General features: G+C 61.9%; 14 protein-coding genes (1 of these 14 running past the window's edge). 5 read left to right on the top strand and 9 right to left on the bottom strand.

The window, feature by feature from the left end:
- Positions 1 to 368 precede the first annotated feature (368 nt).
- Positions 369 to 836, bottom strand: a complete 468-nt coding sequence (locus H043_RS0125390) for a hypothetical protein (protein ID WP_027614212.1) — start codon at positions 834 to 836, stop codon at positions 369 to 371.
- Positions 837 to 1234: 398 nt separating this feature from the next.
- On the opposite strand from H043_RS0125390, the gene H043_RS30850 reads away from it, so the two are divergent.
- Positions 1235 to 1363, top strand: a complete 129-nt coding sequence (locus H043_RS30850) for a hypothetical protein (protein ID WP_256214487.1) — start codon at positions 1235 to 1237, stop codon at positions 1361 to 1363.
- 739 nt (positions 1364 to 2102) lie between these two features.
- Here the strand turns inward: H043_RS30850 and H043_RS0125380 are convergent.
- The 3 genes from H043_RS0125380 to inhA all read right to left on the bottom strand — a co-directional run bounded on the left by H043_RS0125380 (position 2103) and on the right by inhA (position 5485).
- Positions 2103 to 3668 (bottom strand): PAS domain-containing methyl-accepting chemotaxis protein, encoded by a 1566-nt coding sequence (locus H043_RS0125380; RefSeq protein WP_003223402.1) that lies wholly within the window; start codon positions 3666 to 3668, stop codon positions 2103 to 2105.
- A gap of 102 nt (positions 3669 to 3770) precedes the next feature.
- Complete coding sequence (locus H043_RS0125375; RefSeq protein ID WP_027614211.1) at positions 3771 to 4562, bottom strand: CPBP family intramembrane glutamic endopeptidase; 792 nt, start codon at positions 4560 to 4562, stop codon at positions 3771 to 3773.
- Between the two features lie 236 nt (positions 4563 to 4798).
- Entirely contained in the window at positions 4799 to 5485 is a 687-nt protein-coding gene (gene inhA / locus H043_RS0125370) for an isonitrile hydratase (protein ID WP_027614210.1), read from the bottom strand.
- 89 nt (positions 5486 to 5574) lie between these two features.
- Between inhA and H043_RS0125365 the strand changes: the two genes are divergently transcribed.
- Positions 5575 to 6558, top strand: a complete 984-nt coding sequence (locus H043_RS0125365) for a GlxA family transcriptional regulator (protein ID WP_027614209.1) — start codon at positions 5575 to 5577, stop codon at positions 6556 to 6558.
- On the opposite strand, the gene H043_RS0125360 is transcribed toward H043_RS0125365, so the two are convergent.
- The 4 genes from H043_RS0125360 to H043_RS0125345 form a co-directional block, all read right to left on the bottom strand.
- A complete protein-coding gene (locus H043_RS0125360; protein ID WP_027614208.1) occupies positions 6527 to 7420 on the bottom strand; it encodes an alpha/beta fold hydrolase in 894 nt (297 codons plus the stop codon). The genes H043_RS0125365 and H043_RS0125360 overlap by 32 nt on opposite strands.
- Before the next feature lie 176 nt (positions 7421 to 7596).
- A complete protein-coding gene (locus H043_RS0125355) occupies positions 7597 to 7986 on the bottom strand; it encodes a hypothetical protein (RefSeq protein ID WP_027614207.1) in 390 nt (129 codons plus the stop codon).
- A gap of 390 nt (positions 7987 to 8376) precedes the next feature.
- Complete coding sequence (locus tag H043_RS0125350) at positions 8377 to 10203, bottom strand: glycoside hydrolase family 15 protein (RefSeq protein ID WP_027614206.1); 1827 nt, start codon at positions 10201 to 10203, stop codon at positions 8377 to 8379.
- Positions 10196 to 10996: a glucose 1-dehydrogenase gene (locus H043_RS0125345; RefSeq protein WP_027614205.1), complete on the bottom strand. Its 801-nt coding sequence runs from the start codon at positions 10994 to 10996 to the stop codon at positions 10196 to 10198. The genes H043_RS0125350 and H043_RS0125345 overlap by 8 nt, the downstream gene beginning before the upstream one ends.
- Positions 10997 to 11237: 241 nt before the next feature.
- Between H043_RS0125345 and H043_RS0125340 the strand changes: the two genes are divergently transcribed.
- On the top strand, positions 11238 to 12410 hold the full coding sequence (locus H043_RS0125340) for an MFS transporter (protein ID WP_027614204.1): 1173 nt from the start codon (positions 11238 to 11240) through the stop codon (positions 12408 to 12410).
- Between the two features lie 179 nt (positions 12411 to 12589).
- Here H043_RS0125340 and H043_RS0125335 read toward each other — a convergent pair whose 3' ends face one another.
- A complete protein-coding gene (locus tag H043_RS0125335) occupies positions 12590 to 13723 on the bottom strand; it encodes a cupin-like domain-containing protein (RefSeq protein ID WP_027614203.1) in 1134 nt (377 codons plus the stop codon).
- Positions 13724 to 13855: 132 nt separating this feature from the next.
- Between H043_RS0125335 and H043_RS0125330 the strand changes: the two genes are divergently transcribed.
- Entirely contained in the window at positions 13856 to 14590 is a 735-nt protein-coding gene (locus tag H043_RS0125330; RefSeq protein WP_027614202.1) for a thioesterase II family protein, read from the top strand.
- Positions 14591 to 14819: 229 nt separating this feature from the next.
- A protein-coding gene (locus H043_RS0125325; RefSeq protein WP_027614201.1) for a non-ribosomal peptide synthetase crosses the window boundary here: on the top strand, positions 14820 to 23238 show its 5' portion. The gene runs 3902 nt beyond the window's last position; only the first 8419 of its 12321 coding nucleotides appear in the window; its start codon is at positions 14820 to 14822; its stop codon lies off the right edge, out of view.

Below are 23238 nucleotides of genomic sequence, written 5' to 3'. Positions count from 1 at the left end.
TATTCTCTTACTGACTGCACGCAATCCCTGTGGGAGCGGGCTTGCTCGCGAAGGCGGCCTGACAGCCGACTATTCTCTTACTGACTGCACGCAATTCCTGTGGGAGCGGGCTTGCTCGTGAAGGCGGCCTGACAGCCGACCAATTCCTTACTGAAGTACCCGGCCCTACTGTGGGAGCGAGCCTGCTCGCGAAAGCTGTCTTCCGCGCGCCATCCATTTCAAACAGGCAATAAAACCCCGGAGGCTTTCGCTAACCAGTTTTTCACGATCAAAGATCGCAGCCTGCGGCAGCTCCTACAAGAAGTCATTCTTTCAAATTACATTGAAGGGGTACTCTTCCGGAGTTGCTGCGAGCACCCCTGTCAGAGTTAGCCAGCATCCGACGGTCTCAGTCTCGTCATGGTGAAAGTCCCCTTGGGATTCAGGCGATAGCGATGACTTTTGAACACGGCCTCGAATGATCCCGTAGCGATATCCGTTTCAGCATCATATTTAACGCTGAGGATCGCCGAGTCGGCGTCCACCGAAGCCATTCCGATAAATCCCGGCGGCGCAGGGATCCAATGGCTGTGAACAAATGTCAGCCCGTCGTCGAAGTTGTAGACGCCTGTGAGTGACTCATCGGATTGGTAGGGCAGAGTCATGGAGAACGAAAAATAGCTTTCATCGTCGAAATTTCCTGTTCCACCACTGATGGACCAATACCGCTCGCCCAAGAACTCGTCCTGATAGAAAGATCTGAATTTCGCTGTTTTCCGTTTACCGCCCAATCTCCATTGAAACCTGTCATCACTGACGAGCAGTTTTTTCGGGAGAAACATAACGTGCGTGGTCATTGTTAAACCTGCCTTTTAGATTGAGAGGAGGTGTTACAACCGACTGCAATTACGGTTTTTCTTGATATGCGCTTGAACAGGTGTGCGTCTACTGTCAGATCTGACAGCTAGGCAACCAGACTTATATGTGCTGGTCAGCTAATAACGTTGCCGAGACTGCGTGAATATCCATTGCCGCGGTAACGGCCACTTAAGGTTTCGCCCTTACGACGACTCACTTTTTTGACAAATACCTCAAAAGTAAGCAAAAAAACGCTTGTTCCAACGTTCGGCCCGCTCGCTGGAGCTCGGGGTTCCTTCGCTCCGGGATCGATCCGGGGGGGCAGCGCCTACGGTTTGCTTCGCTGCACCTCCTCTCGATCGCCGAGGCTTGCGAATCGTTGTCGTTGGCCAAAGTCATGGCTGGCAATATCGCCAACTCAATCGGTGGCCCGGAGGGCAATCCGCTGCTGGCGCTGCAACAGCTGATCATGTTGAACGAGCTGTTGGTTAATCGATTGCTGGACAAACTGCGGTTGCCTCAATAATTCCGCTGGCCGTTATGGCCTCTTCGCGAGCAAGCTCGCTCCCACATTGGTTCTGCGTACACAGGACTAAATGTGGGAGCGAGCTTGCTCGCGAATGCGGTCTGCCAAGCACCATCACTTTCAGACTGGCAATAAAAAGCCCGGACGCTTTCGCTGTCCGGGCTTCCAGGTCAAAAGATCGCAGCCTTCGGCAGCTCCTACGGGTGATCGGTGAGCTGCCGCAGGCTGCGAACTTTTGATTTACTTTGTGGTGGATAGCCTGCCAGAGATCACATATTTATCGAATACTTTCTGCCCATCACGCGCGGCGTGCCGAACATCCAGGAATGTCAGTTCATCACGAACTTTCGGTTTGTGGGGTTTTCGCGTGGGGTATGGATTCATGCTGGCCGATCTGCGTGATTGAGTAGCGACCGGCAAACGATAGAACTTGGCTGCACCAAGCACCAGTCGGCGCATTCTGGCGCAGTTGTAGGCAGTGTCTGCGTTGCTTGAGTGAGATCGTCGTTGGTAGAGAAGGCCTCTTCGCGAGCAGGCTCGCTCCCACATTTGGAATGCATTTCCCTGTGGGAGTGAGCCTGCTCGCGAATGCGGTCTGCCAAGCACCATCATTTTCAGACTGGCAATAAAAAGCCCGGACGCTTTCGCTGCCCGGGCTTCCAGGTCAAAAGATCGCAGCCTGCGGCAGCTCCTACAGGTGATCGGTGTAGGAGCTGCCGAAAGCTGCGATCTTTTGCTTTTAGCGGTTAAACCGCTCCACCAACGAATACTGAGTATTCGCTGTCTTGGTCAGCTCTTCACTCAGCAATGCCGAGTTATGCGCCTGTTCCGAGGTCTGGTCTGCCAACTCCGAAATGTTGCTGATGTTGCGGCTGATCTCTTCAGCAACAGCACTTTGCTCTTCGGTGGCCGCGGCGATCTGCGTGGTCATGTCGGTGATGTTGGCCACGGCTTCGCTGATGCCGACCAGTGCCTGATCCGCTTCCAGTACCCGCGCCACACCTTCTTCCGCCTGGCGATGGCCGGCTTCCATGGTTTGCACGGCGCTGCTCGCAGTCTGCTGCAGCTTGGCGATCAGGGCATGGATCTGGCCGGTGGATTCGCTGGTGCGTTGCGCCAGTTGGCGGACTTCGTCAGCAACCACGGCAAAACCACGGCCCATCTCGCCAGCACGGGCGGCTTCGATGGCGGCGTTGAGGGCGAGCAGGTTGGTCTGGTCGGCGATGCCTTTGATCACGTCGACCACGCCGCCGATTTCGTCGCTGTCCTTGGCCAGTTGGGTGACGGTCAGGCCGGTTTCGCCGACCACCACCGACAGGCGCTGGATGGCTTCGCGGGTTTCCCCGGCGATGTCACGGCCACGACCGGTCAGGCGATTGGCTTCCTGAGTGGCGTCAGCGGTGCGCTGCACGTGGCTCGCCACTTCTTGCGTGGTCGCAGCCATCTGGTTGACGGCGGTGGCGACCTGTTCGGTTTCCACGCGCTGACGTTCCAGACCGCTGGAGCTGTTGTGCGCCAGGGCGTCGGACTGTTTCGCTTGATCGGTCAGGTGCTCGGCGGTGTCCTGCAGACGGGTCAGGCAGGTTTTCAGGCGCGCTTCCTGGCTGAGGATCGACATTTCCAGACGCGCTTGCGCGCCACGGCTGTCGGTGTACATCTGCGCGATCAGCGGGTCGGAGGTGGTCTGCTCGGCCAGACGCAGCAGGCGCTTGAGCCCGCGTTGCTGCCATTGCAGGCCCATCAGGCCCAGCGGCACCGACAAGCCGGCAGCGAGGGCAAAGCCCCAGTGCGAGTTAAGGGTCGCGCCGATCACGAAGCTCAGTTGGCTGACCAGAATGAATGGCAGCCAGTCCTGCAGCACCGGCAGCCATTTGTCGCTGGAAGGGATTGCCGACTTGCCCTGGTTGATGCGTTGGTAGAGCGCTTCGGCACGGCGGATCTGTTCGGCGGTGGGTTTGATCCGCACCGACTCGTAACCGACCACCTGATTGCCGTCGAACACCGGTGTCACGTAGGCGTTCACCCAGTAGTGGTCACCGGATTTGCAGCGATTCTTGACAATGCCCATCCATGGCAAGCCTTGTTTCAGTGTGCCCCACATGTGCGAAAACACCGCAGCCGGGACGTCGGGGTGACGAACCAGGTTGTGCGGCGCACGGATCAGCTCTTCACGCGAAAACCCGCTGATTTCGACGAAAGCGTCGTTGCAGTAGGTGATCACGCCTTTAGCGTCGGTTGTGGAAATCAACCGCTGCTGAGCCGGGAAAGTCCGTTCGCGTTGTGTAATGGGCTGGTTATTACGCATGGTTTTTCAATCCGCAAGGCTTTGAAAGGTTGTCGGCGCTGTCAGGAAATTATTGAAGTTTTTTTTCAGATATAAGTACGGCGTCGCAAAACCGCTCTTGCTTCAAGCGACCAGCATCGGATAGGTGAACAGCGCAAAATGCAGCAGGTTCAGCCCGAAGTGCGTGGCGATCGCCGCCGCAAGGCCACCGAAACGGTAGGCCAGACCATAGCCGACACCCGCCAGACCCGCCAGCAACACCCAGTGCCAGCCGGCACCCACATGCGCCAGGGCAAAGATCAGCGACGCCAGCAGCAGAGCGAGGTTGTCGCCGTGCGGCAGGTGCTTGAACAGGCGGCTCAAACCGCCCTGTATATAGCCGCGAAACAGCGCTTCCTCGACCAGCGTCACCAACAGCAGATTGTTCAGCAGCCACAGCCACGCCTGATCGGGCCACTTCGGCGCCCAGGCAATCATGCCGAACAACAGTGCGCCGCCCAGCGCCAGGACGGCGCTCAAGGTCAGGGCGAGGACGCTGGCGTACACCGTCGGACGCAGCGAGCGTGCCGCGACAATCCACGGGCAGGCGAGCAACAGCCAGAAGCCGATCAAGGGTTTGTCCAGATTCAGGTACATCGCAAACGGCACGGCGTCGTCGGTGAAACGCAGTGGGGCAATGGCCCGGCCGTTGGCGAATCCCGGCAACCAGTGCAGCGCCAGCGACAGGGCGAGGAAGATGAACACGGCATGCCCCAACAGGCGCGCCACCGGCACCTGCTGTTGGCGCACGGCGAAACAGGTCAACAGCAATAGTCCCACGGAGATCAGCGCGAGCCAGCCGAGTTGGCCAAAGCTTAACGCCAATCCATAACCGAGGCTGAGAAGTGCCAGATAGAGCCATGGCAACGCCTTCATCGAAAGTCCTTGTGCAGAATTTTGTGGAAGGGCTTTCTACACGGGTGAGGGCGTCGGGACAAGTAAAGCTGTGGCGGGATGCGGGGACAGGCTCCCAACCTGAGGCTATCCACAAAACACATTGTGGGAGCGGGCTTGCTCGCGAATGCGGTGTGTCAGGCGATAAAAATCTCGACGGATACACCGCATTCGCGAGCAAGCCCGCTCCCACAGTAGATCTGTGTGTGGCTGAGGAATCAGCGCAGATCGAGCTTCGCCGCCGCGCGCTCGGTGATTTCCTTGCGCAGTTTCAGCGACGGTGCTGCACGCAGGCGAGCCTCATCGACGATCGCGCTCGGTGCCGTATCAGGGCTGCCCGAATTGAACGGCGGCGCCGGCGCATATTCCAGTTGCAACTGAATCAACTGCGCCGCCTCGGCTCCCACCAGTTCGGCGGCCAGCACCAGGGCAAAGTCGATGCCTGCGGTAATCCCGCCACCGGTAAACAGATTGCCGTCGCGCACCACTCGGTCCTGCACCGCAATCGCGCCGAGTTTCGGCAGCAGTTCGTGATAGGCCCAGTGGGTGGTCGCGCGTTTGCCTTTAAGCAGACCTGCCGCGCCCAGCACCAGCGAACCGGTGCACACCGATGTCACATATTTGGCCTGCGCCGCCTGGCGTTTGATGAACCCCAGCGTCTGCTCATCTTCCATCAGCGGCCCGACCCCGGCGCCGCCGGGAACGCAGATCACATCCAGATTCGGGCAATCCTCGAAGGTGGTGGTCGGTTTCAACAGCAGGCCGGTGCTGGCGGTGACCGGCACCAGATCCTTCCAGATCAGATGCACCTGCACGTCCGGCAGCGAGGCCAGCACGTCATAGGGCCCGGTCAGGTCGAGTTGCTGCACCTGCGGAAACAACAGAAAACCGATCTGCAACGTCATGGGGTTTTTCTCCAGTTGAGGGGTGGACGGCTTCACTGTAGGCGCGTAGGTTCTGGCGTATACGCCATTAACCCCACGAATTACGCCAAATGCCCAAAGCCATTCACGTACTCGCGTTCGCCAACATGCAGATCCTCGACGTCACCGGCCCGCTGCAAGTGTTCGCCTCGGCCAACGACATCGCCCGCCAGCGCGGCTTGCCGGTGCCGTATGCGCCGTCGGTGATCGCCAGTGAGGGCGGGGCGGTGATGTCGTCGGCAGGGCTGGCGGTGCTGGCCGAACCGTTGCCGCAGCAGGCCAGCGATACCTTGATTATCGCCGGTGGCTGGGGCATTTACCCGGCGGCGGAGGATTTGGCACTGGTGGACTGGGTGCGCGAACATGCGGCGAAATGTCGACGGGTGGCCTCGGTCTGCACCGGCGCTTTCCTGTTGGCGGCGAGCGGCTGGCTCGACGGACGTCGCGTGGTCACCCACTGGACCCGCTGCGAACAACTGGCGCAGCAGCATCCGAAGCTGCAGGTCGAAGCCAATCCGATCTTCATCAACGACGGCCCGGTCTGGACCTCGGCCGGCGTTACCGCCGGCATCGATCTGGCGTTGGCGATGGTCGAGGAAGATCTGGGCCGCGACATCGCCCTCGACGTCGCCCGGCATCTGGTGGTGTTCCTCAAACGGCCCGGCGGGCAATCGCAATTCAGCGTGACCCTGGCCCTGCAGAATCAGGGAAATCGCTTTGATGAACTGCACGCCTGGATCGCCGAAAACCTCACCTGCGACCTCGGCGTCCCGACCCTGGCCGAACAGGCCGGCATGAGCGAACGCAGCTTCGTCCGCCATTACCGCGCCGACACCGGCCAGACCCCGGCCCGCGCCATCGAACTGATCCGCGTCGAAACCGCCCGCCGTTTGCTGAGTGACACCGGGCTGCCGGTGAAACGGGTTGCGGCCAACTGCGGGTTTGGCAGTGAAGAAACGTTGCGCCGCAGTTTTCTGCGCGCGATCGGGGTGACGCCGCAGGCGTACCGGGAGCGGTTTTCGGTCAGTGCCGGAGCAGATCCAGTAGTGCCTTGAGCGTTTGCTGCGGTGCTTCTTCGGGAATGTTGTGGCCGACACCGGGCAGCACGCGCCTTTCGTACAGACCGGTGAAGTGGTGTACATCTTCATCTTCTTCCGGCGCAGGACCGACCCCATCGTCGGCACCGCACAGGGAAATAGTCGGCGCGCTGATCGGCGGTTGTTTGATCAACGCGTCTTCCATCCATTGCAGCGCCGGATCGCCTGCGGCGTACATGAAGCGATGACGGTAGGAATGAATCACCACGTCAACGAAGTCCGGGTTGTCGAAGGCCGGTGCGCTCAGCGGATAACGTTCGGCGTTGCGTGCCCAGGTTGGTGACCACAATTTCCAGAGCAGTTCACAGAACGCCTGCCGGTTTTGCGTCAGGCCCGCGACGCCGCGTGGCGTGTGGAAATAGTACTGGTACCAATAACGGTGCTCGGTCTCGGGATCCAGTGGTCGGGTCGAATTGGCGATGTCCTGCACGTTATAGCCATCCCCCGTCACCAGCCCGCGCACCCGCTCGGGAAACAACGCCGCAACGATGCACGCTGCCCGACCGCCCCAGTCGTAACCGCAAAGCGTGGCGTGTTCGATACCCAATGCATCCATCAACTCCAGCAAGTCCTGGGCGAGGGCTGCTTGCTGGCCGGAGCGCAGTGTTTCGGGGTGGTTGAAGCGAGTCGGCCCGTAACCGCGCAGGTACGGGACGATCACCCGATAACCGTGGGCGGCGAGGACCGGGGCGATTTCGTCGTACGCCCGAGGCGAGTAGGGGAAGCCATGCAGCAATATGACCGCGTCGCCGCTGGACGGGCCGTGCTGTTCAAAGGCTACGGCCAAGTTCGGTGTCAATACGCATTGAATGTCAGACACGGCAGACTCCACAGCAATTGGGCGTCAGGCAACACTAGACCATTCCTTTGTGGCGAGGGAGCTTGCTCCCGCAGGCCTGCGCAGCAGGTCCATTGAAGTATGGGGTCGCTTCGCAACCCGGCGGGAGCAAGCTCCCTCGCCACAGGTGAAGCGTCACTTGCCGGGGTTGCTTCTCCTTAAGCCTCGGCTTCCGCCACCTGATTGAAATACTTCGTCCGATCCGGGGTAAACGTCACCCGCATCTTCGTCCGCGAGCAGGTCAGCGAACGTTCCTCACCCAGATCAATATCCAGATCCTCGCCACGCAACCCCTGCCACTGCGCCAGGTATTTCAGCGAGCCGTATTTCTCGTTTTTCTTCAGGCTGCGGCTCACGCCACCTTTCCAGCCGAGCACCGGCAGTTCGCCGGCGAGGCATTGTTGCGCAAGGTCGGGGAAGCGGGTGGCGCGCTGGCGGCCGATTTCCCAGCACTTGATCAGGCCTTTGTCGGCGGCTTCCCAGAGTTGGGTGCGGGTCAGGCCGGTGCGCAGGGGCGTGGCGATGGGGCGGTGGACGTGCTGGGTCATTCTGGTTCCTTGAATTCGGGTTTTATTGGACAGCTCCGCTGTGCCCGTTGCGGTGGATGGTAGGGGGGGATGTAACAGCTGGCAACAGGGTATTTCAGGGTGTAAGTGCAGGTTGCGGGGGAGGGATTTGCCTGGGTGTTGTTTAGAAGAAGCAGGAACAAACTACCCAAACTGTGGTGAGGGGATTCATCCCCGATCGGCTGCGCAGCAGGCGCAAAGCCAAGCAACGCGGTGCTGTTGACGAAATGCACCGGAAAAATCAGGACTGCTGCGCAGCCGATCGGGGATGAATCCCCTCACCACAGGAGATCTGATTCTGTTTACTTCTGTGTAGGGGTTAGCCCGGCGAAGCGCGCTGATGCGGCATATTTCCTACAGACACTGGCGAAATTACGGCTGCCAAACACTCTTCTCCCCGCTCAACCGCCGATCAAGAAAACTCGCCGCACTGATCAGCGCCAGATGCGTCAGCGCTTGCGGGGTGTTGCCCAGATGGCGGCCTTTGCTGTCGAACTCTTCGGCGTACAGGCCCAGCGGGTTCGCATAACGCAGCAATTGCTCGAACTCCAGATGCGCCTTTTCCACCTGACCGGCCCGGGCCAGGCATTCGACGTACCAGAACGAGCAGGCGGCAAACGCGCCTTCGGTGCCGGTCAGACCGTCGATGTTGGCGTCGTCGTTGCGATAGCGATAAACCATGCCGTCGCGCACCAGATGCTTTTCGATCGCTTCAAGGGTCGACAGCCAGCGCGGATCCTTGGCACTGACGAAGCGCACCAGCGGCATCAACAGCATCGAACCGTCGAGCGCGGTGCCGCCCTTGTACTGGACGAAATGCCCGCGCTCCTCATCCCAGAAGTTGTCCCAGATGTCGGCGTAGATCGCCTGCCGGGTCTGATCCCACTGGACGAACGGTGCAGGCAGCGAGCGTTTCGAGGCCAGGCGAATCGCCCGATCCAGTGCCACCCAGCACATCAATCGCGAGTGCAGGAAGTGATGTTGCTCACCGCGCATTTCCCAAATGCCTACATCGGTGGTCTGCCAGGTCTCACACACCTGGTCGACCACTTCGCGCACGTGTTTCCAGCCTTGGTGGGAAATCGCGTCGCCGTACTTGTTGACCAGATACACCGCGTCCATCAGTTCGCCAAAGATATCGAGTTGAATCTGGTCGTACGCGCCATTGCCGATGCGTACCGGTTGCGCGCCGCCATGGCCGGAGAGGTGCGTGAGTTCGGTCTCCGGCAGTTCCTGGCAGCCGTCGATCGCATAGAGGATGTTGAGTTTGGTCGAATGCCCCTGGCAATCGCTGACCCGCCCACGCAGCCAGCCCATGTAGGCGTTGGCCTCATCGACAAAGCCCAGGCGCATGAATGCGTAGACGGTGAACGAGGCGTCGCGGATCCAGGTGTAGCGATAATCCCAGTTGCGCTCGCCGCCGGGAGTTTCCGGCAGGCCGAAGGTGGCGGCGGCGAGGATTGCGCCGTGCTTGCGCGAGGTCAGCAGCTTCAGCGCGAGGGCCGAACGATTGACCATCTCCCGCCAGCGCCCGCGGTAGTTGGACTGGCCGATCCAGTCGCGCCAGAACTTCAGCGTGCGCTCCAGGCACATTTTCGCGCCGTCATCCTTGAAGCGCGGATCGTCGGCGCCACCGAGGACAAATTCGGCGTGCTGATCCTGCTTCAAACTGAACGCGGCAACGGCCGATTCGCCATCGATGTGCAGCGCCTGATCCGTCACCAGCCGCAGTGATGGCTGGCCCTCGGCGCTGAAAATCACCGATTGGTCATCCATCTGCGCCCGGGTGTTGGCACGCGCATAGTCATGGCGCACTGCGCAGCGCATGTGAAACGTCGCTTCACCGCTGACCACCCGCACCCGGCGCATCAGCAGCGGCAGGTCATCAACGCTGTCGCCGATCGGCAGCAGATCGGTGATTTCCACCACGGCCTGTTCGCTGAGCCAGCGCGTTTGCAGAACGTTGGTGTCCGGCAGGTAGATCTGCTCGCGCCGGGCATCGGGCAAGTCCGGGGCGAGCTGGAAAATCCCCGCCTCCGGCGTGTCGAGCAGCGAACAGAAGATCGACGGGCTGTCGAATTCCGGCCAGCAGAAAAAATCCACGCTGCCCCTGTCGTTGACCAGTGCGGCACTGCGCAGGTCGCCGATGATGCCGTGGGCGTCGATCGGGCTTTGTCGTTCAGGATGATGCTCAGCCATTGCCACGAAACTCCGGATAAAGACTCATGCCGCCGTCGATGAACAGGGTGGTGCCGACGATGTAGTCGGCGGCGTCGGAAGCGAGAAACACCACCGCGTTGGCGATGTCCTCGACATCGCCGATGCGACCGTAAGGGATCAGCTCCAGCAGCTTTTCGCCGGTGGCGCCTTCGGTGGCGTCCTGATTGATCGCCGTGCGAATCGCCCCCGGCGCAATGCCGTTGATACGGATGCGCTGATGGCTGACTTCCTGGGCGAGGGTCTGCATCAACTGATCGACGCCGCCCTTGGACGCCGCATAGTTGACGTGCCCGGCCCACGGAATGCGTTGATGCACCGAACTCATGTGAATGATCTTGCCGGCCGCGCGGGACACGCCTTCACGCACACCCTGGCGATTGAAAATCCGCAGCGCGGCGCGAGCGCAGAGGAACTGGCCGGTGAGGTTGACGCCGATCACCGTGTTCCAGTCTTCCAGGGTCATGTCGACCGCCGGCGCATCCTTTTGCAGGCCGGAGTTGGCCAGCAGAATGTCCAGCGCACCAAAGGCGTCGAGGGTCTCGGCGAACAGCCGTTCGACTTGCTCTTCCTTTGAAATATCGGCGCCGATGGCCAGTGCCTGACCGCCGTTGGCGATGATTTGCTGCGCCAGCGCTTCGGCAGGTTCCGCCTGACGGTTGTAGTTGATGACGACGGCTGCGCCGGCAGCGGCCAGCGCTTTGGCGGCAGCGTGGCCGATGCCGGAGCTGGCGCCGGTGACCAGTGCCACTTGGCGGGCGAGGGATATTTGCATGCGAAGTCGTGCCTTGATTGAGGGCTTATTTAGCTGACTGGTTGCAGACCGGGAGAGTTCAGAGCAAAGATCAAAAGATCGCAGCGTGCCGCAGCTCCTACAGGGAATGTAAGCACCTGTAGGAGCTGCCGAAGGCTGCGATCTTTTGATCTTCAAGGCCTTCACATTCCACCAACAATTGTGCGCTTCCACGCTCATCAACCTTTATGGCAACTTGGCGGCCCCTGATGAGGCTGTACCCATGGCAAACCCCTACCGCGAATTATTCACCGCCCCCGGCGCCCGGGCTTTTGTACTGGCCGGGATGATCGCGCGCATGCCGATTTCCATGACCGGCATTGGCGTGATCACCATGCTCTCGCAGCTCAAGGGCGGGTACGCGCTGGCCGGTGCGGTGGCGGCGACGTTTGCCCTGGCCACGGCGTTTTGTGCGCCGCAGGTCTCACGTCTGGTGGATCGTTTCGGCCAGGGCAAAGTGCTGCCGTTGTCGGCATTGATCGGTGGCGGGGCGCTGTTGATGTTGCTGCTGTGTACCCGCTTGCAGGCGCCGACCTGGACGCTGTTCATTTTCGCCGCGCTGGCCGGGTGCATGCCGAGCATGTCGGCGATGGTGCGTGCGCGCTGGACCGAGATCTATCGCGGCCAGCCGCAATTGCAGACTGCCTATGCGCTGGAATCGGTGCTCGATGAAGTCTGTTTCATCGTCGGCCCGCCGCTGTCGGTGGGTTTGTGCGTGGTGGCGTTTCCCGAGGCTGGGCCGCTGGCGGCGCTGCTGGCACTGGCGATTGGTGTGACCGCGTTTGTTGCTCAGCGCAGCACCGAGCCGGCGGTGCACCCGCAGGAATCACAGCATCAGGGTTCGATCATTCGCTCGACCGACGTGCAATGGCTACTGGCGTTGATGCTTGCCATGGGCATTATCGTGGGTGTGGTCGATGTGGTCAGCGTCGCCTTCGCCCAGCAGCAGGGCCAGCCGGCGGCGGCGAGCATCGTGTTGTCGGTGTACGCCATCGGCTCGTGTCTGGCCGGTATCGCGTTTGGCGCGATGCGTTCGAAACTGCCGTTGCCGCGCCTGTTTCTGTACGGCGGCGTGGCGACGGCGGTGACCACGCTGCCGCTGTTGCTGGCGAGCAATATTTTCGGTTTGTCGCTGGCGGTGTTTGTCGCGGGATTGTTCTTCTCGCCGACGCTGATTGTGGCGATGGCGTTGATCGAGCGCATCGTGCCGCCGGCCAAACTGACCGAAGGCCTGACCTGGCTGGTGACGGGTTTGAGCATCGGCGTGGCGATCGGCGCCGCCGGCTCGGGCGCTCTGGTGGATGCTTTCGGTGCACGCAGCGGATTCTGGCTGGCGATTGTGGCGGGGGCGGTGGTGTTGGCGTCGGCGTTTCAGAGTTATCGGCACCTGAAATAACCCGGCATTGATGAGCTGTTGTGGTGAGGGGATTTATCCCCGATGGGCCGCGAAGCAGCCCCAAATCCAGCCAGCTCTTTCCTTCAGAAGAAGCGTGCCGGGTGAGTTTGCGACTGCTGCGCAGTCGATCGGGGATAAATCCCCTCGCCACAGAGTTATCCACACAGACAGCGGATGGGTTACCAACCCCGTCCCGAATTCACCCAGAAATTCACTGACAGCGACGTCGACACCGATTCCACCTGATGGAACCAGCCCTCCGGTAAAAACAGCAGATCCCCGGCCTCCAGCGTCACGCGCAGGAACGTCACATCGCGTGCTGCGGGAAAGCGCTCGTAGTCCGGCGCGTCGGGGTTGAAGTCGCAGCCATCCAGGCCACCCTTTGGCGCTGTCGACCAGGTGCCCAGCGCCTCGCGGTGATGCGGGGCGGCGAGAGTAAACTGCTTCTGGCCCCAGACCTGCGCGAACAGGTTGTCGGTGTCGTCGCGGTGCAGCGGCGTCAGCGTGCCTTTGGGGCCGATCCAGATGCGTGGCGGGATGAACAGCGAGGCATCGAAGTAGGGCGGGTACTTGATCTGCTGCAGCAATTGCGCCGGCAGGATGTTGTTGCCCATGTAGGCTGGCGGTTCGCCGTCAGCCCGTTTGACTGCCGGTTGGTCCAGCGAGGCAATGAACTCGGCCATCGACGTCGAGCGGAAATCACGTTCGGTGGAAAAGGTTTTCTTCACGTAATCGCCGTGGCGGGTGATGCCCTGCAGTTCGGCGAAATGCACCAGTGATTCCTCGCGACTGAGCTTGAACAGCGGCCAGTCCTGCAGAGCATTGCTGATCACCACCGGGATGCCGTTGGGCAAATACTTGCTTTTGAATTCGCTGACCGACAAATCATCGCGCGCATGGCGCTCGATGTGGGTCTGCACCGGCAGCCCGGCGGTGAGTTGTTCGCTGAAGCGTGGCGGGGTCGGGTAGCGCTTGTTCATGTCGACCTTTTGCGCCACTGCGCCACCGTGCATCGCATGCTCGATGATCTGCGGCAGCAGCGTCGCCAAGCCCATGTTGCCGCCGATTTTCAGGCGCCCGCTGGCGAACAGTTCTTCGACATTGACTCGGCCGCCCATGATCCCGAGAAAATCGCTCTCTGCGACTTCAATGGTCACGTCGGGGCTGGGATGGCGTCCGGGCGCGGTGCGGCTGCTGGCCTTGACCTCCGACCAGTAGGCCTGCTGCGGGCCAAACACGAATTGGAAAACGCCTTCGATGCCGACGGCACCGGCGTTGGCGAACAACTTGCCCAGGATGCTCTGCAGGTCCACGGTGAATCCTCATTATTGGTTTTGGCCTGAACAGTTAACGAGCGCCTGTTGGCGCAATTTACCGGCGCGCGACTAATTTGCCGGGGGCGTAATCCGTTTCTCTCTACAGACAAATTTTTCGAGGAAAGCCGGGTGAACAAGCTGACCCTGCTGTGCCTGCCGTACTCCGGCGCCAGCGCCATGGTCTACAGCCGATGGCGGCCAAAACTGCCGCAATGGCTGCAACTGCAACCGGTGGAACTGCCGGGGCGCGGTGCACGTTTCGACGAGCCGCTGCACACGGATATGCGGGCGCTGGCGATGCAACTGGCCAAGGAATTGCGGCCGAATCTCAAGGCGCCGTATGCGTTGTTCGGCCATAGCCTGGGCGCGCTGCTGGCCTGCGAAATCGCTCACGCGCTGCGCGCATTGGGCTGTCCGGAACCGGTGGCGCTGTTTGCCTCGGGCACGGCGGCGCCGACGATGCGCGCCGATTACGATCGCGGTTTTGCCGAGCCGAAAACCAACGCCGAGCTGATCGATCAATTGCGCACACTCAACGGCACGAGCGAAGAAGTGCTGGCCAATGCCGAGCTGATGAGCCTGACCCTGCCGATCCTGCGCGCCGACTTTCTGCTCTGCGGCAAATTCGAGCCGTTGTCGCGGCCGTTGCTCAACTGCCCGGTGCACGTGCTGGGCGGCAAGGCGGATCGCGCGACCACCGAACAACTGATCGGCTGGAGCAAGGAAACCCGTGGCAGCTTTTCGGTGGACATGCTCGCCGGCGGGCACTTCTTCATTCATGAGCATGAGGCCAAAGTGCTCAAGGTGATCAAGGATCAGCTGGAGGGCCATCATCGTCGGCACAGCCTGATGGCCGTCGTGTAAACCGATTCTGCGGATTCATCCGAGACCCTGTGGGAGCGAGCCTGCTCGCGATAGCGATAGATCAGTCACTGCAACATTGACTGACAGGTCGCTATCGCGAGCAGGCTCGCTCCCACAGGGTTTTGTCTGTCTGACAGTTGTTCTCATCCGCTAATTTTTCCGGTCTGCATTCGTTTTATAGGGACGACGTGCCTTTGTGCTTCCTGCCTACTGATCCGGATGCTGAGAAATGAATGCTGAAGACTCCTTGAAACTTGCTCGCCGGTTTATCGGGTTGCCCCTGGAAAAGCGCCAGATGTTCCTCGCGGCCCTGCACAAGGAGGGCGTGGATTTCGCGCGGTTCCCGATACCCGCCGGCATCGCAGCCGAGGATCGTCAGGCGCTGTCTTACGCGCAGCGACGCATGTGGTTCCTGTGGCAACTCGACCCGCAGAGCGGCGCCTACAACCTGCCCGGTGCGGTGCGACTCAATGGTCGACTGAACCAGTCGGCGCTGGAGCAAGCTTTCGCCAGTCTGGTGGAGCGCCACGAAACCCTGCGCACGGTGTTCCAGCGCCAGGCCGATGACAGTCTCCTGCAAGTGCCGGCCACCGCGCCGCTGCTGATTACCCGGGAAGACTTCAGCGCACTGCCGGCCAGTGAGCGCGAGCAGGCGGTGATCCGTGCCGCCGAACAGCAGTCGGTGTTGCCATTTGATCTGGCGGTCGGCCCCTTGCTGCGGGTGAACTTGCTCAAGCTTGCCGAGCAGGAACACGTGCTGCTGCTGACCCTGCACCACATCGTCTCCGATGGCTGGTCGATGAACGTGTTGATCGACGAATTCATCCGTTGCTACGACGCGTTCGACGCCGGTCAGACGCCGCAATTGCCGCCACTGCCGATCCAGTACAGCGACTATGCGCTGTGGCAACGCCGCTGGCTGGAAGCCGGTGAGCAGGCGCGCCAGCTCGACTATTGGCAGGCACAATTGGGCGACGAGCACCCGGTGCTGGAGTTGCCACTGGATCATTCGCGCCCGGCGATGCCGAGTTATCGCGGTACCCGTTACGAATTCGCGGTCGACGGCCAACTCGCCGAGCAACTGCGCAGCACCGCGCAACAGCATCAGGTCACTTTATTCATGTTCCTGCTCGGCGCCTTCAATGCGCTGTTGCACCGTTACACCGGGCAGACCGACCTGCGCGTCGGTGTGCCGATCGCCAACCGCAATCGCGGCGAGATCGAAGGCCTGATCGGCTTCTTCGTCAATACCCAGGTGCTGCGCACGCAACTGCACGGTCAGACCCGGGTCGACGAACTGTTGCGGGCGGTCAAGGAAACCGCGCTGGGTGCCCAGGCGCATCAGGATCTGCCGTTCGAGCAACTGGTCGAAGCGCTGAAGCTGGAACGCAGCCTCAGCCACACGCCGCTGTTCCAGGTGATGTATAACCATCAGCCGCACGTGGCCGATATCGCCACCATCAGCACCGCATCCGGCCTGCAACTCGACAGCCTCGACTGGCAGAGCCGCACCACTCAGTTCGACCTGACGCTGGACACCTGGGAGAAGGGCGGCAAGCTGCACGCCGCGCTGACCTACGCCAGCGACCTGTTCGATGCACCGACCATCGAACGCATGGCGCGGCACTGGCTGCGCCTGCTGACGGCGATGGTCGCTGATCCGTCGCAGCGCATCGGTGAGTTGCCGCTGCTGGAGGCTGACGAGCAGCGCACGTTGGTGCACGACTGGAACAACGTCCACGCGCGATACCCGAGCGACACGCCGATTCACCAGTTGATCGAAGCACAGGTCGCGCGCACGCCGCAGGCACCGGCACTGGTATTCGGCGAACAGACCCTGAGTTATGCCGAACTGGATGCCCGAGCTAATCGTCTGGCGCATCTGTTGCGCGAACAGGGTGTGCAGGCGGACAGCCTGGTCGGCGTCTGTGCCCTGCGTTCGGTGGAAATGGTCGTCGCGCTGCTGGCGATTCTCAAGGCCGGCGGCGCCTACGTGCCGCTGGATCCGGAGTACCCGCAGGAGCGCCTGGCCTACATGATCGAGGACAGCGGCATCACTTTGCTGCTGACGCAACAGGCGCTGCTGGCAGCGCTGCCGACTGATGGCGTAAACGTCATCACCCTGGATCAGCCGGGGCTGCTCGACCGTTACAGCGACAGCCGTCCCAACGTCAGCGTCGATCCGCTGAACCTGGCGTACGTGATTTACACCTCGGGTTCCACCGGTAAACCGAAGGGCGCCGGCAACAGCCACGCGGCGCTGGTCAACCGTTTGTGCTGGATGCAGGAAGCCTATGCGCTGGACGCCAGTGATTCGGTGCTGCAGAAAACCCCGTTCAGTTTCGACGTGTCGGTGTGGGAGTTCTTCTGGCCGCTGCTGACCGGCGCACGGCTGGTGGTGGCCGCGCCGGGCGCGCACCGTGATCCGCTGCAACTGATCGATAGCATCAACCGCCACGGCATCAGCACGCTGCACTTTGTGCCGTCGATGTTGCAGGCGTTCATCCACGAGACCGGCGTGGAAAGCTGCAGCGGTCTCAAGCGGATTGTCTGCAGCGGTGAAGCGTTGCCGCTGGATGCGCAACTGCAAGTCTTCGCCAAACTGCCGAACGCCAGCCTCTATAACTTGTATGGCCCGACCGAAGCGGCCATCGACGTCACTCACTGGACCTGTGTCGATGAAGGCGCGGACAGCGTGCCGATCGGTCGGCCGATCGCCAACCTGCGCACCCATGTGCTCGATGCCGAATTGCTGCCGGTGCCGAGCGGTGTCGCCGGTGAACTGTATCTGGGCGGCGCCGGGCTGGCGCGCAGTTATCACCAGCGTCCGGCGCTGACGGTCGAACGTTTTGTGCCGTGCCCGTTTCATGACGGCGCGCGCCTGTACCGCACCGGAGACCGTGTGCGGCAGCGTGCCGACGGCGTGATCGAATACCTCGGGCGTCTCGACCATCAGGTGAAGTTGCGCGGCCTGCGCATCGAACTGGGCGAAATCGAAACCCGCCTGATGCAGCACTCGCTGGTGCGTGAGGCGGTGGTGCTGGTGCAGGGCGGCAAGCATCTGGTGGCGTATCTGGTGCTGGAGCAGGCGCAGGCCGACGAACAGTGGCAGCAGGAGGTCAAGGCGTGGCTGCTCGGCAGCCTGCCGGAATTCATGGTGCCGACCTACCTGATCACCCTCGATAAATTACCGGTCACCGCCAACGGCAAACTCGACCGCAAGGCCTTGCCGCAACCGGATGCCGCGCCGCAACAGGCATTCGTGGCGCCACAGGACGCCATGCAAAAAGCCCTCGCGGCGATCTGGGAAGCTGTGCTCGGCCTCGACCGCGTCGGCCTCGAAGACAACTTCTTCGAGCTGGGCGGCGATTCGATCATCTCGATTCAAGTGGTCAGCCGTGCGCGACAGGCCGGGATCCGTATCAGCCCGCGTGACCTGTTCCAGTACCAGACCGTGCGCAGTCTGGCGCTGGTCGCGAGCCACGATCATCTGTCTTCGGTGGATCAGGGGCCGGTGACCGGCGACGCCGTGCTCGGGCCGATCCAGCAGGATTTCTTCAGCCGCGCGATGCCGGTGCGCGAGCACTGGAACCAATCGTTGCTGCTGACCCCGCGTGAGGCATTGAACGCACAATGGCTCGATGCGGCGCTGACCCACCTGATCAATCACCACGACGCCTTGCGCCTGCGTTTTGTCGAAGGCAGCGAAGGCTGGCAGCAAAGCCACGGCCCGCTGCTGACGGGCGCTGAGCTGTGGCAACGCGATGCCGAATCTGCCGAACAGTTGCAGGCGCTATGCAACGAAGCTCAGCGCAGCCTCGACCTGCAAAACGGCCCGCTGCTGCGCGCGTTGCTGGTGACGATGGCCGACGGCTCGCAACGACTGGCACTGATCATTCATCACCTGGCGGTCGATGGCGTTTCCTGGCGGGTGCTGCTGGAAGATCTGCAACAGGCTTACGAGCAACTGGCGGCGGGTGGCGGCATTCAGTTGCCGGCGAAGACCAGCGCGTTCCAGAGCTGGACGGCGCGTCTTGCGCAGGAAGCGTCGCGCTTCGATGAGCAATTGGGTTATTGGAAAGCCCAGCATCAGGGCGCCGAAGATCTGCCGTGCGACCGCCCGGATGGCAGCCTGCAAAATTTGCATGGCGAGAAAATCGAATGGCGCCTCGACGCCGAGCGCACCCGCCAGTTGTTGCAACAAGCGCCCGCCGCGTATCGCACGCAGGTCAACGACCTCTTGCTCACCGCACTGGCGCGCACCATCAGCCGCTGGAGCCAGCAGCCGGGCACGCTGATCGAACTGGAAGGCCACGGCCGCGAAGACCTGTTTGATGACTTCGACCTGACCCGCACCGTGGGTTGGTTCACCAGTCTGTTCGCGGTCAACCTGACCGCCAGCGCTGATCTCGACGGCTCGATCAAGGCGATCAAGGAGCAACTGCGCGTGGTGCCGGACAAAGGTCTGGGTTACGGCGTGCTACGGCATCTGGCCGCGCCGGCGGTACGCGCCGAACTGGCCGCGCTGCCGCAGCCGCGTATCACCTTCAACTACCTCGGCCAGTTCGATCGCCAGTTCGACGAGACGGCGCTGTTCGTGCCGTCGGTTGAAACCAGCGGCGTGGCGCAGGATCCGTCGGCGCCTCTGGGCAACTGGCTGACCGTGGAAGGTCAGGTGTATGGCGGCGAATTGTCGATGAGCTGGGGCTTCAGCCGCGAGATGTTCGACAGCGTCACGGTGCAGCAACTGGTCGATCAATACGCCAGCGAATTGCAGGCGCTGATCGAACACTGCTGCACGCTACCCATTGCGCAAGCGACGCCTTCGGACTTCCCGCTGGCTCGGGTGACTCAGGCGCAACTGGATGCGCTGCCGGTGCCGGCCGGTCAGCTCGATGATGTCTACCCACTGTCGCCGATGCAGCAGGGTTTGCTGTTCCACACCCTCTACGAGCAAGCGGCGGGGGAATACATCAACCAGTTGCGCGTGGATGTGCAAGGTCTTGACCCTGAGCGTTTCCGCGCCGCGTGGCAGGCCACCGTCGCTGCGCAGGACATTCTGCGCAGCGGTTTCGTCTGGCAGGGCGAACTGGCGCAACCGCTGCAGATCGTCCACAAACAGGTGCAGTTACCGTTCAGCGTTCTCGACTGGCGCGAGCGCGACGATCAGCCGGCAGCCCTCGCGGAGCTGGCCGATGCCGAGCGTCAGCAAGGATTTGATCTGAGCCATGCACCGTTGCTGCGTCTGGTGCTGGTGCAGACCGCTGCCGAGCAATGGCACCTGATCTACACCCATCACCACATCCTGATGGACGGCTGGAGCAACTCGCAGTTGCTCGGCGAAGTCTTGCAGCGCTACAGCGGTCGCACCCCGGCCCATGGTGGCGGACGTTATCGCGACTACATCGCCTGGCTGCAACGTCAGGACGCGCAACTGAGTCAGGACTTCTGGAGCGCTCAGTTGGCCGCGCTGCAAGAGCCGACCCGACTGGCCCGTGCCGCGACCGGCGGCGAGCGCGCCAGCGGCCACGGCGACCATTACCTGACGCTGGACGTGCCGCGCACCCAGGCGCTGGAAGTGTTTGCCCGCCAGCAGAAAGTCACCGTCAACACCCTCGTGCAAGCCGCGTGGCTGCTGTTGCTGCAGCGCTACACCGGCCACGAAGCGGTGGCGTTCGGTGCGACCGTGGCCGGGCGTCCGGCGGATTTGCCGGGCATCGAGCAACAGGTCGGCCTGTTCATCAACACGCTGCCGGTGATCGGCGCGCCGCGCCCGGACCAAAGCGTTGGCCAATGGCTGCAAGCGGTGCAGGCGCAAAACCTCAGCCTGCGCGACTTCGAACACACGCCGCTGGCGGACATCCAGCGCTGGGCCGGGCAGGGCGGGGAAGCGCTGTTCGACAACATTCTGGTGTTCGAAAACTACCCGGTCGCCCAGGCGCTGAGCCAGGCCGGGCAAGGCCTGACATTCGGTGATGTCGGCAACCTTGAGCAGACCCACTACGCCCTGAGCGTGGCGGTCACCCTCGGTCAGCAACTGGCGCTGCACTACAGCTTCGACCGCAGCCAGTTTGCCAGTGAGGTTATCGAAGGCATCAGTGCCCATCTGCTGCAATTGCTTGAGCAGTTTGCCGTGTCGGCCGAGCGCAACCTCGGCGAAATCGCTCTGGCCAGTGCTGACGAGCATGCCCGCCAGCAAGCCGAAAACCAGCCGCAGCCATACCCGCTGGACATCGCGGTGCATCAGCGCATTGCTGCGCTGGCGGCCGAGCGTCCGCAGCGCACCGCGGTGATCTTCAACGGTCAGCATTTCAGTTATGGCGAGATCGAGCAGCGTGCCAATCAACTGGCTCACGCGCTGATCGCCCGTGGTGTCGGCGCCGAGACTCGGGTCGGCGTGGCCCTGCCGCGCAGCGAGGCGGTGATCGTCGCGCTGCTGGCGGTGCTCAAGGCCGGCGGTGCCTATGTGCCGCTGGACACCAGTTACCCGCGTGAACGCCTGGCCTATCTGATCGAGGATTCAGGGCTGGCGCTGCTGATCAGCGATTCGTCGGTATCAGCGCAATTGCCGGTCGACGAGTCGGTGCCATTGCTGGAACTGGATCGTCTCGACCTGCGCCAGTTGCCGATCACGGCGCCACAGGTGCCAGTCGATCCGCATAACCTCGCGTACGTGATCTACACCTCCGGTTCCACCGGCAATCCGAAAGGCGTCAGCGTTGCCCACGGCCCACTGGCGATGCATTGCCAGGCCATCGGTCAGCGCTACGAAATGCGCGACAGCGACTGCGAATTCCACTTCATGTCGTTCGCCTTCGACGGCGCCCACGAACGCTGGCTGACCAGCCTGACCCACGGGGCTTCGCTGCTGATTCGCGACGACACGCTGTGGACGCCGGAGCAGACCTACAACGCGATGATCGAACACCGCGTGAGCGTGGTCGCGTTCCCGCCGGTGTACCTACAACAACTGGCCGAACACGCCGAGCGTGTCGGCAACGCGCCGAAGGTGCGGATCTATTGCTTCGGCGGCGATGCGGTGCCGAGCGCCAGTTTCGAACGGGTCAAACGCGCGCTCGATCCGGACTACATCATCAACGGCTACGGCCCGACCGAAACCGTGGTCACGCCATTGATCTGGAAGGCTGCCCGTGAAGAGCCATGCGGTGCCGCTTACGCGCCGATCGGCAGCCGGATCGGCGACCGCAGCGCCTACGTGCTCGACGCCGATCTGAACCTGCTGCCACAAGGCATGGCCGGTGAGCTGTACCTCGGTGGTACCGGGTTGGCGCGGGGTTATCTGAACCGTCCGGGGCTGACTGCTGAGCGTTTTGTCGCCGACCCGTTCAGCGCAAATGGCGGCTTGCTGTATCGCACCGGTGACCTGGTGCGCCAGCGCGTCGACGGCACGTTCGACTATCTGGATCGCATCGACAATCAGGTGAAGATTCGTGGGTTCCGTATCGAACTGGGCGAAGTCGAAGCGGCGCTGCAAGCTCTCGACGGCGTGCGTGAAGCGGTGGTCGTGGCGCAGGAAGGCAGTGCCGGCAGTGGCAAGCGTCTGGTGGCTTACGTGGTCGGCGATTCAGCGAGTGCCGAGTTCACCGACGACCTGCGCGCGCAGCTCAAGGCCAGCCTGCCGGCGCACATGGTGCCGGCGTATGTCCTGCGTCTTGAGCGCATGCCGCTGACGCCGAATGGCAAGCTCGATCGCAAGAACCTGCCAAAACCGGACGTCAGCCAACTGCAACAGACCTATGTCGCCCCACAGACGGCGCTGGAGCAACAACTGGCGGCGATCTGGCAAGACGTGCTCAAGCTTGAGCAAGTCGGTGTCAGCGACAACTTCTTCGAACTGGGCGGCGATTCGATCATCTCGATTCAAGTGGTCAGCCGGGCGCGGCAGGCCGGGATTCGCTTCAGCCCCAAAGACCTGTTCCAGCACCAGACCATTCAGGCCCTCGCTACAGTCGCGCAGACCGGCGAGGCGGTGCAGCCTATCGATCAGCATGCGCAAACCGGTGAAACCGCGCTGTTGCCGATTCATCAGGCATTCTTTGCCGAGGCGATTCCCGACCGTCACCACTGGAACCAGTCGGTGATGCTCAAGCCGACGCAGGCGTTGGATGCTCAGGCACTGGAGCAAGCGCTGGATGCGTTGATCGTTCAGCACGACAGTTTGCGTCTGGACTTTGTCGAGCAGGCCGCGGGTTGGTCGGCGCACTACCGCGACGTCGCCACGCAAGCGGGGGAAACCATTCTCTGGCAAGTCGAGGTCGCTGATCTCGCCGCCCTTGAGGCACTGGGCGACAAGGCCCAGCGCAGTCTGCAACTGAGCGGCGGTTCGCTGATCCGCGCGGTGCTGGCGAACCTGGCTGATGGCAGTCAGCGCCTGCTGCTGATCGTCCATCACCTGGTGGTCGATGGCGTGTCGTGGCGGATTCTGTTTGAAGACCTGCAAAACGCTTATCGCCAGCTCCTCGCAGGTAAGCCTGTGCAATTGCCGGCGAAAACCAGCGCAGTCAAAGCTTGGGCGGCAGCGTTGCAGGACTACGCCCAAACCCCTGCGTTGCAGGCCGAGCTGGGCTTCTGGCAGCAGCAATTGCAGGGCGCTTCGGCGGCCTTGCCTTACGACCGGCCGCAGGGTG

It is taken from the genome of Pseudomonas sp. URIL14HWK12:I6 (assembly GCF_000514195.1).
GTDB classification, from domain to species: domain Bacteria; phylum Pseudomonadota; class Gammaproteobacteria; order Pseudomonadales; family Pseudomonadaceae; genus Aquipseudomonas; species Aquipseudomonas putida_A.
Note: the sequence above shows the minus strand (reverse complement) of the source record. Positions and strands in the feature narration are given on the sequence as shown.

Bases quoted from the DNA above. Each gene is read 5' to 3' on its own strand.
- H043_RS0125390 (WP_027614212.1), bottom strand. From the start codon at position 836: ATGACCACGCACGTTATGTTTCTCCCGAAAAAACTGCTCGTCAGTGAT.
- H043_RS30850 (WP_256214487.1), top strand. From the start codon at position 1,235: ATGGCTGGCAATATCGCCAACTCAATCGGTGGCCCGGAGGGCAATCCG.
- H043_RS0125380 (WP_003223402.1), bottom strand. From the start codon at position 3,668: ATGCGTAATAACCAGCCCATTACACAACGCGAACGGACTTTCCCGGCT.
- H043_RS0125375 (WP_027614211.1), bottom strand. From the start codon at position 4,562: ATGAAGGCGTTGCCATGGCTCTATCTGGCACTTCTCAGCCTCGGTTAT.
- inhA (WP_027614210.1), bottom strand. From the start codon at position 5,485: ATGACGTTGCAGATCGGTTTTCTGTTGTTTCCGCAGGTGCAGCAACTC.
- H043_RS0125365 (WP_027614209.1), top strand. From the start codon at position 5,575: ATGCCCAAAGCCATTCACGTACTCGCGTTCGCCAACATGCAGATCCTC.
- H043_RS0125355 (WP_027614207.1), bottom strand. From the start codon at position 7,986: ATGACCCAGCACGTCCACCGCCCCATCGCCACGCCCCTGCGCACCGGC.
- H043_RS0125350 (WP_027614206.1), bottom strand. From the start codon at position 10,203: ATGGCTGAGCATCATCCTGAACGACAAAGCCCGATCGACGCCCACGGC.
- H043_RS0125345 (WP_027614205.1), bottom strand. From the start codon at position 10,996: ATGCAAATATCCCTCGCCCGCCAAGTGGCACTGGTCACCGGCGCCAGC.
- H043_RS0125340 (WP_027614204.1), top strand. From the start codon at position 11,238: ATGGCAAACCCCTACCGCGAATTATTCACCGCCCCCGGCGCCCGGGCT.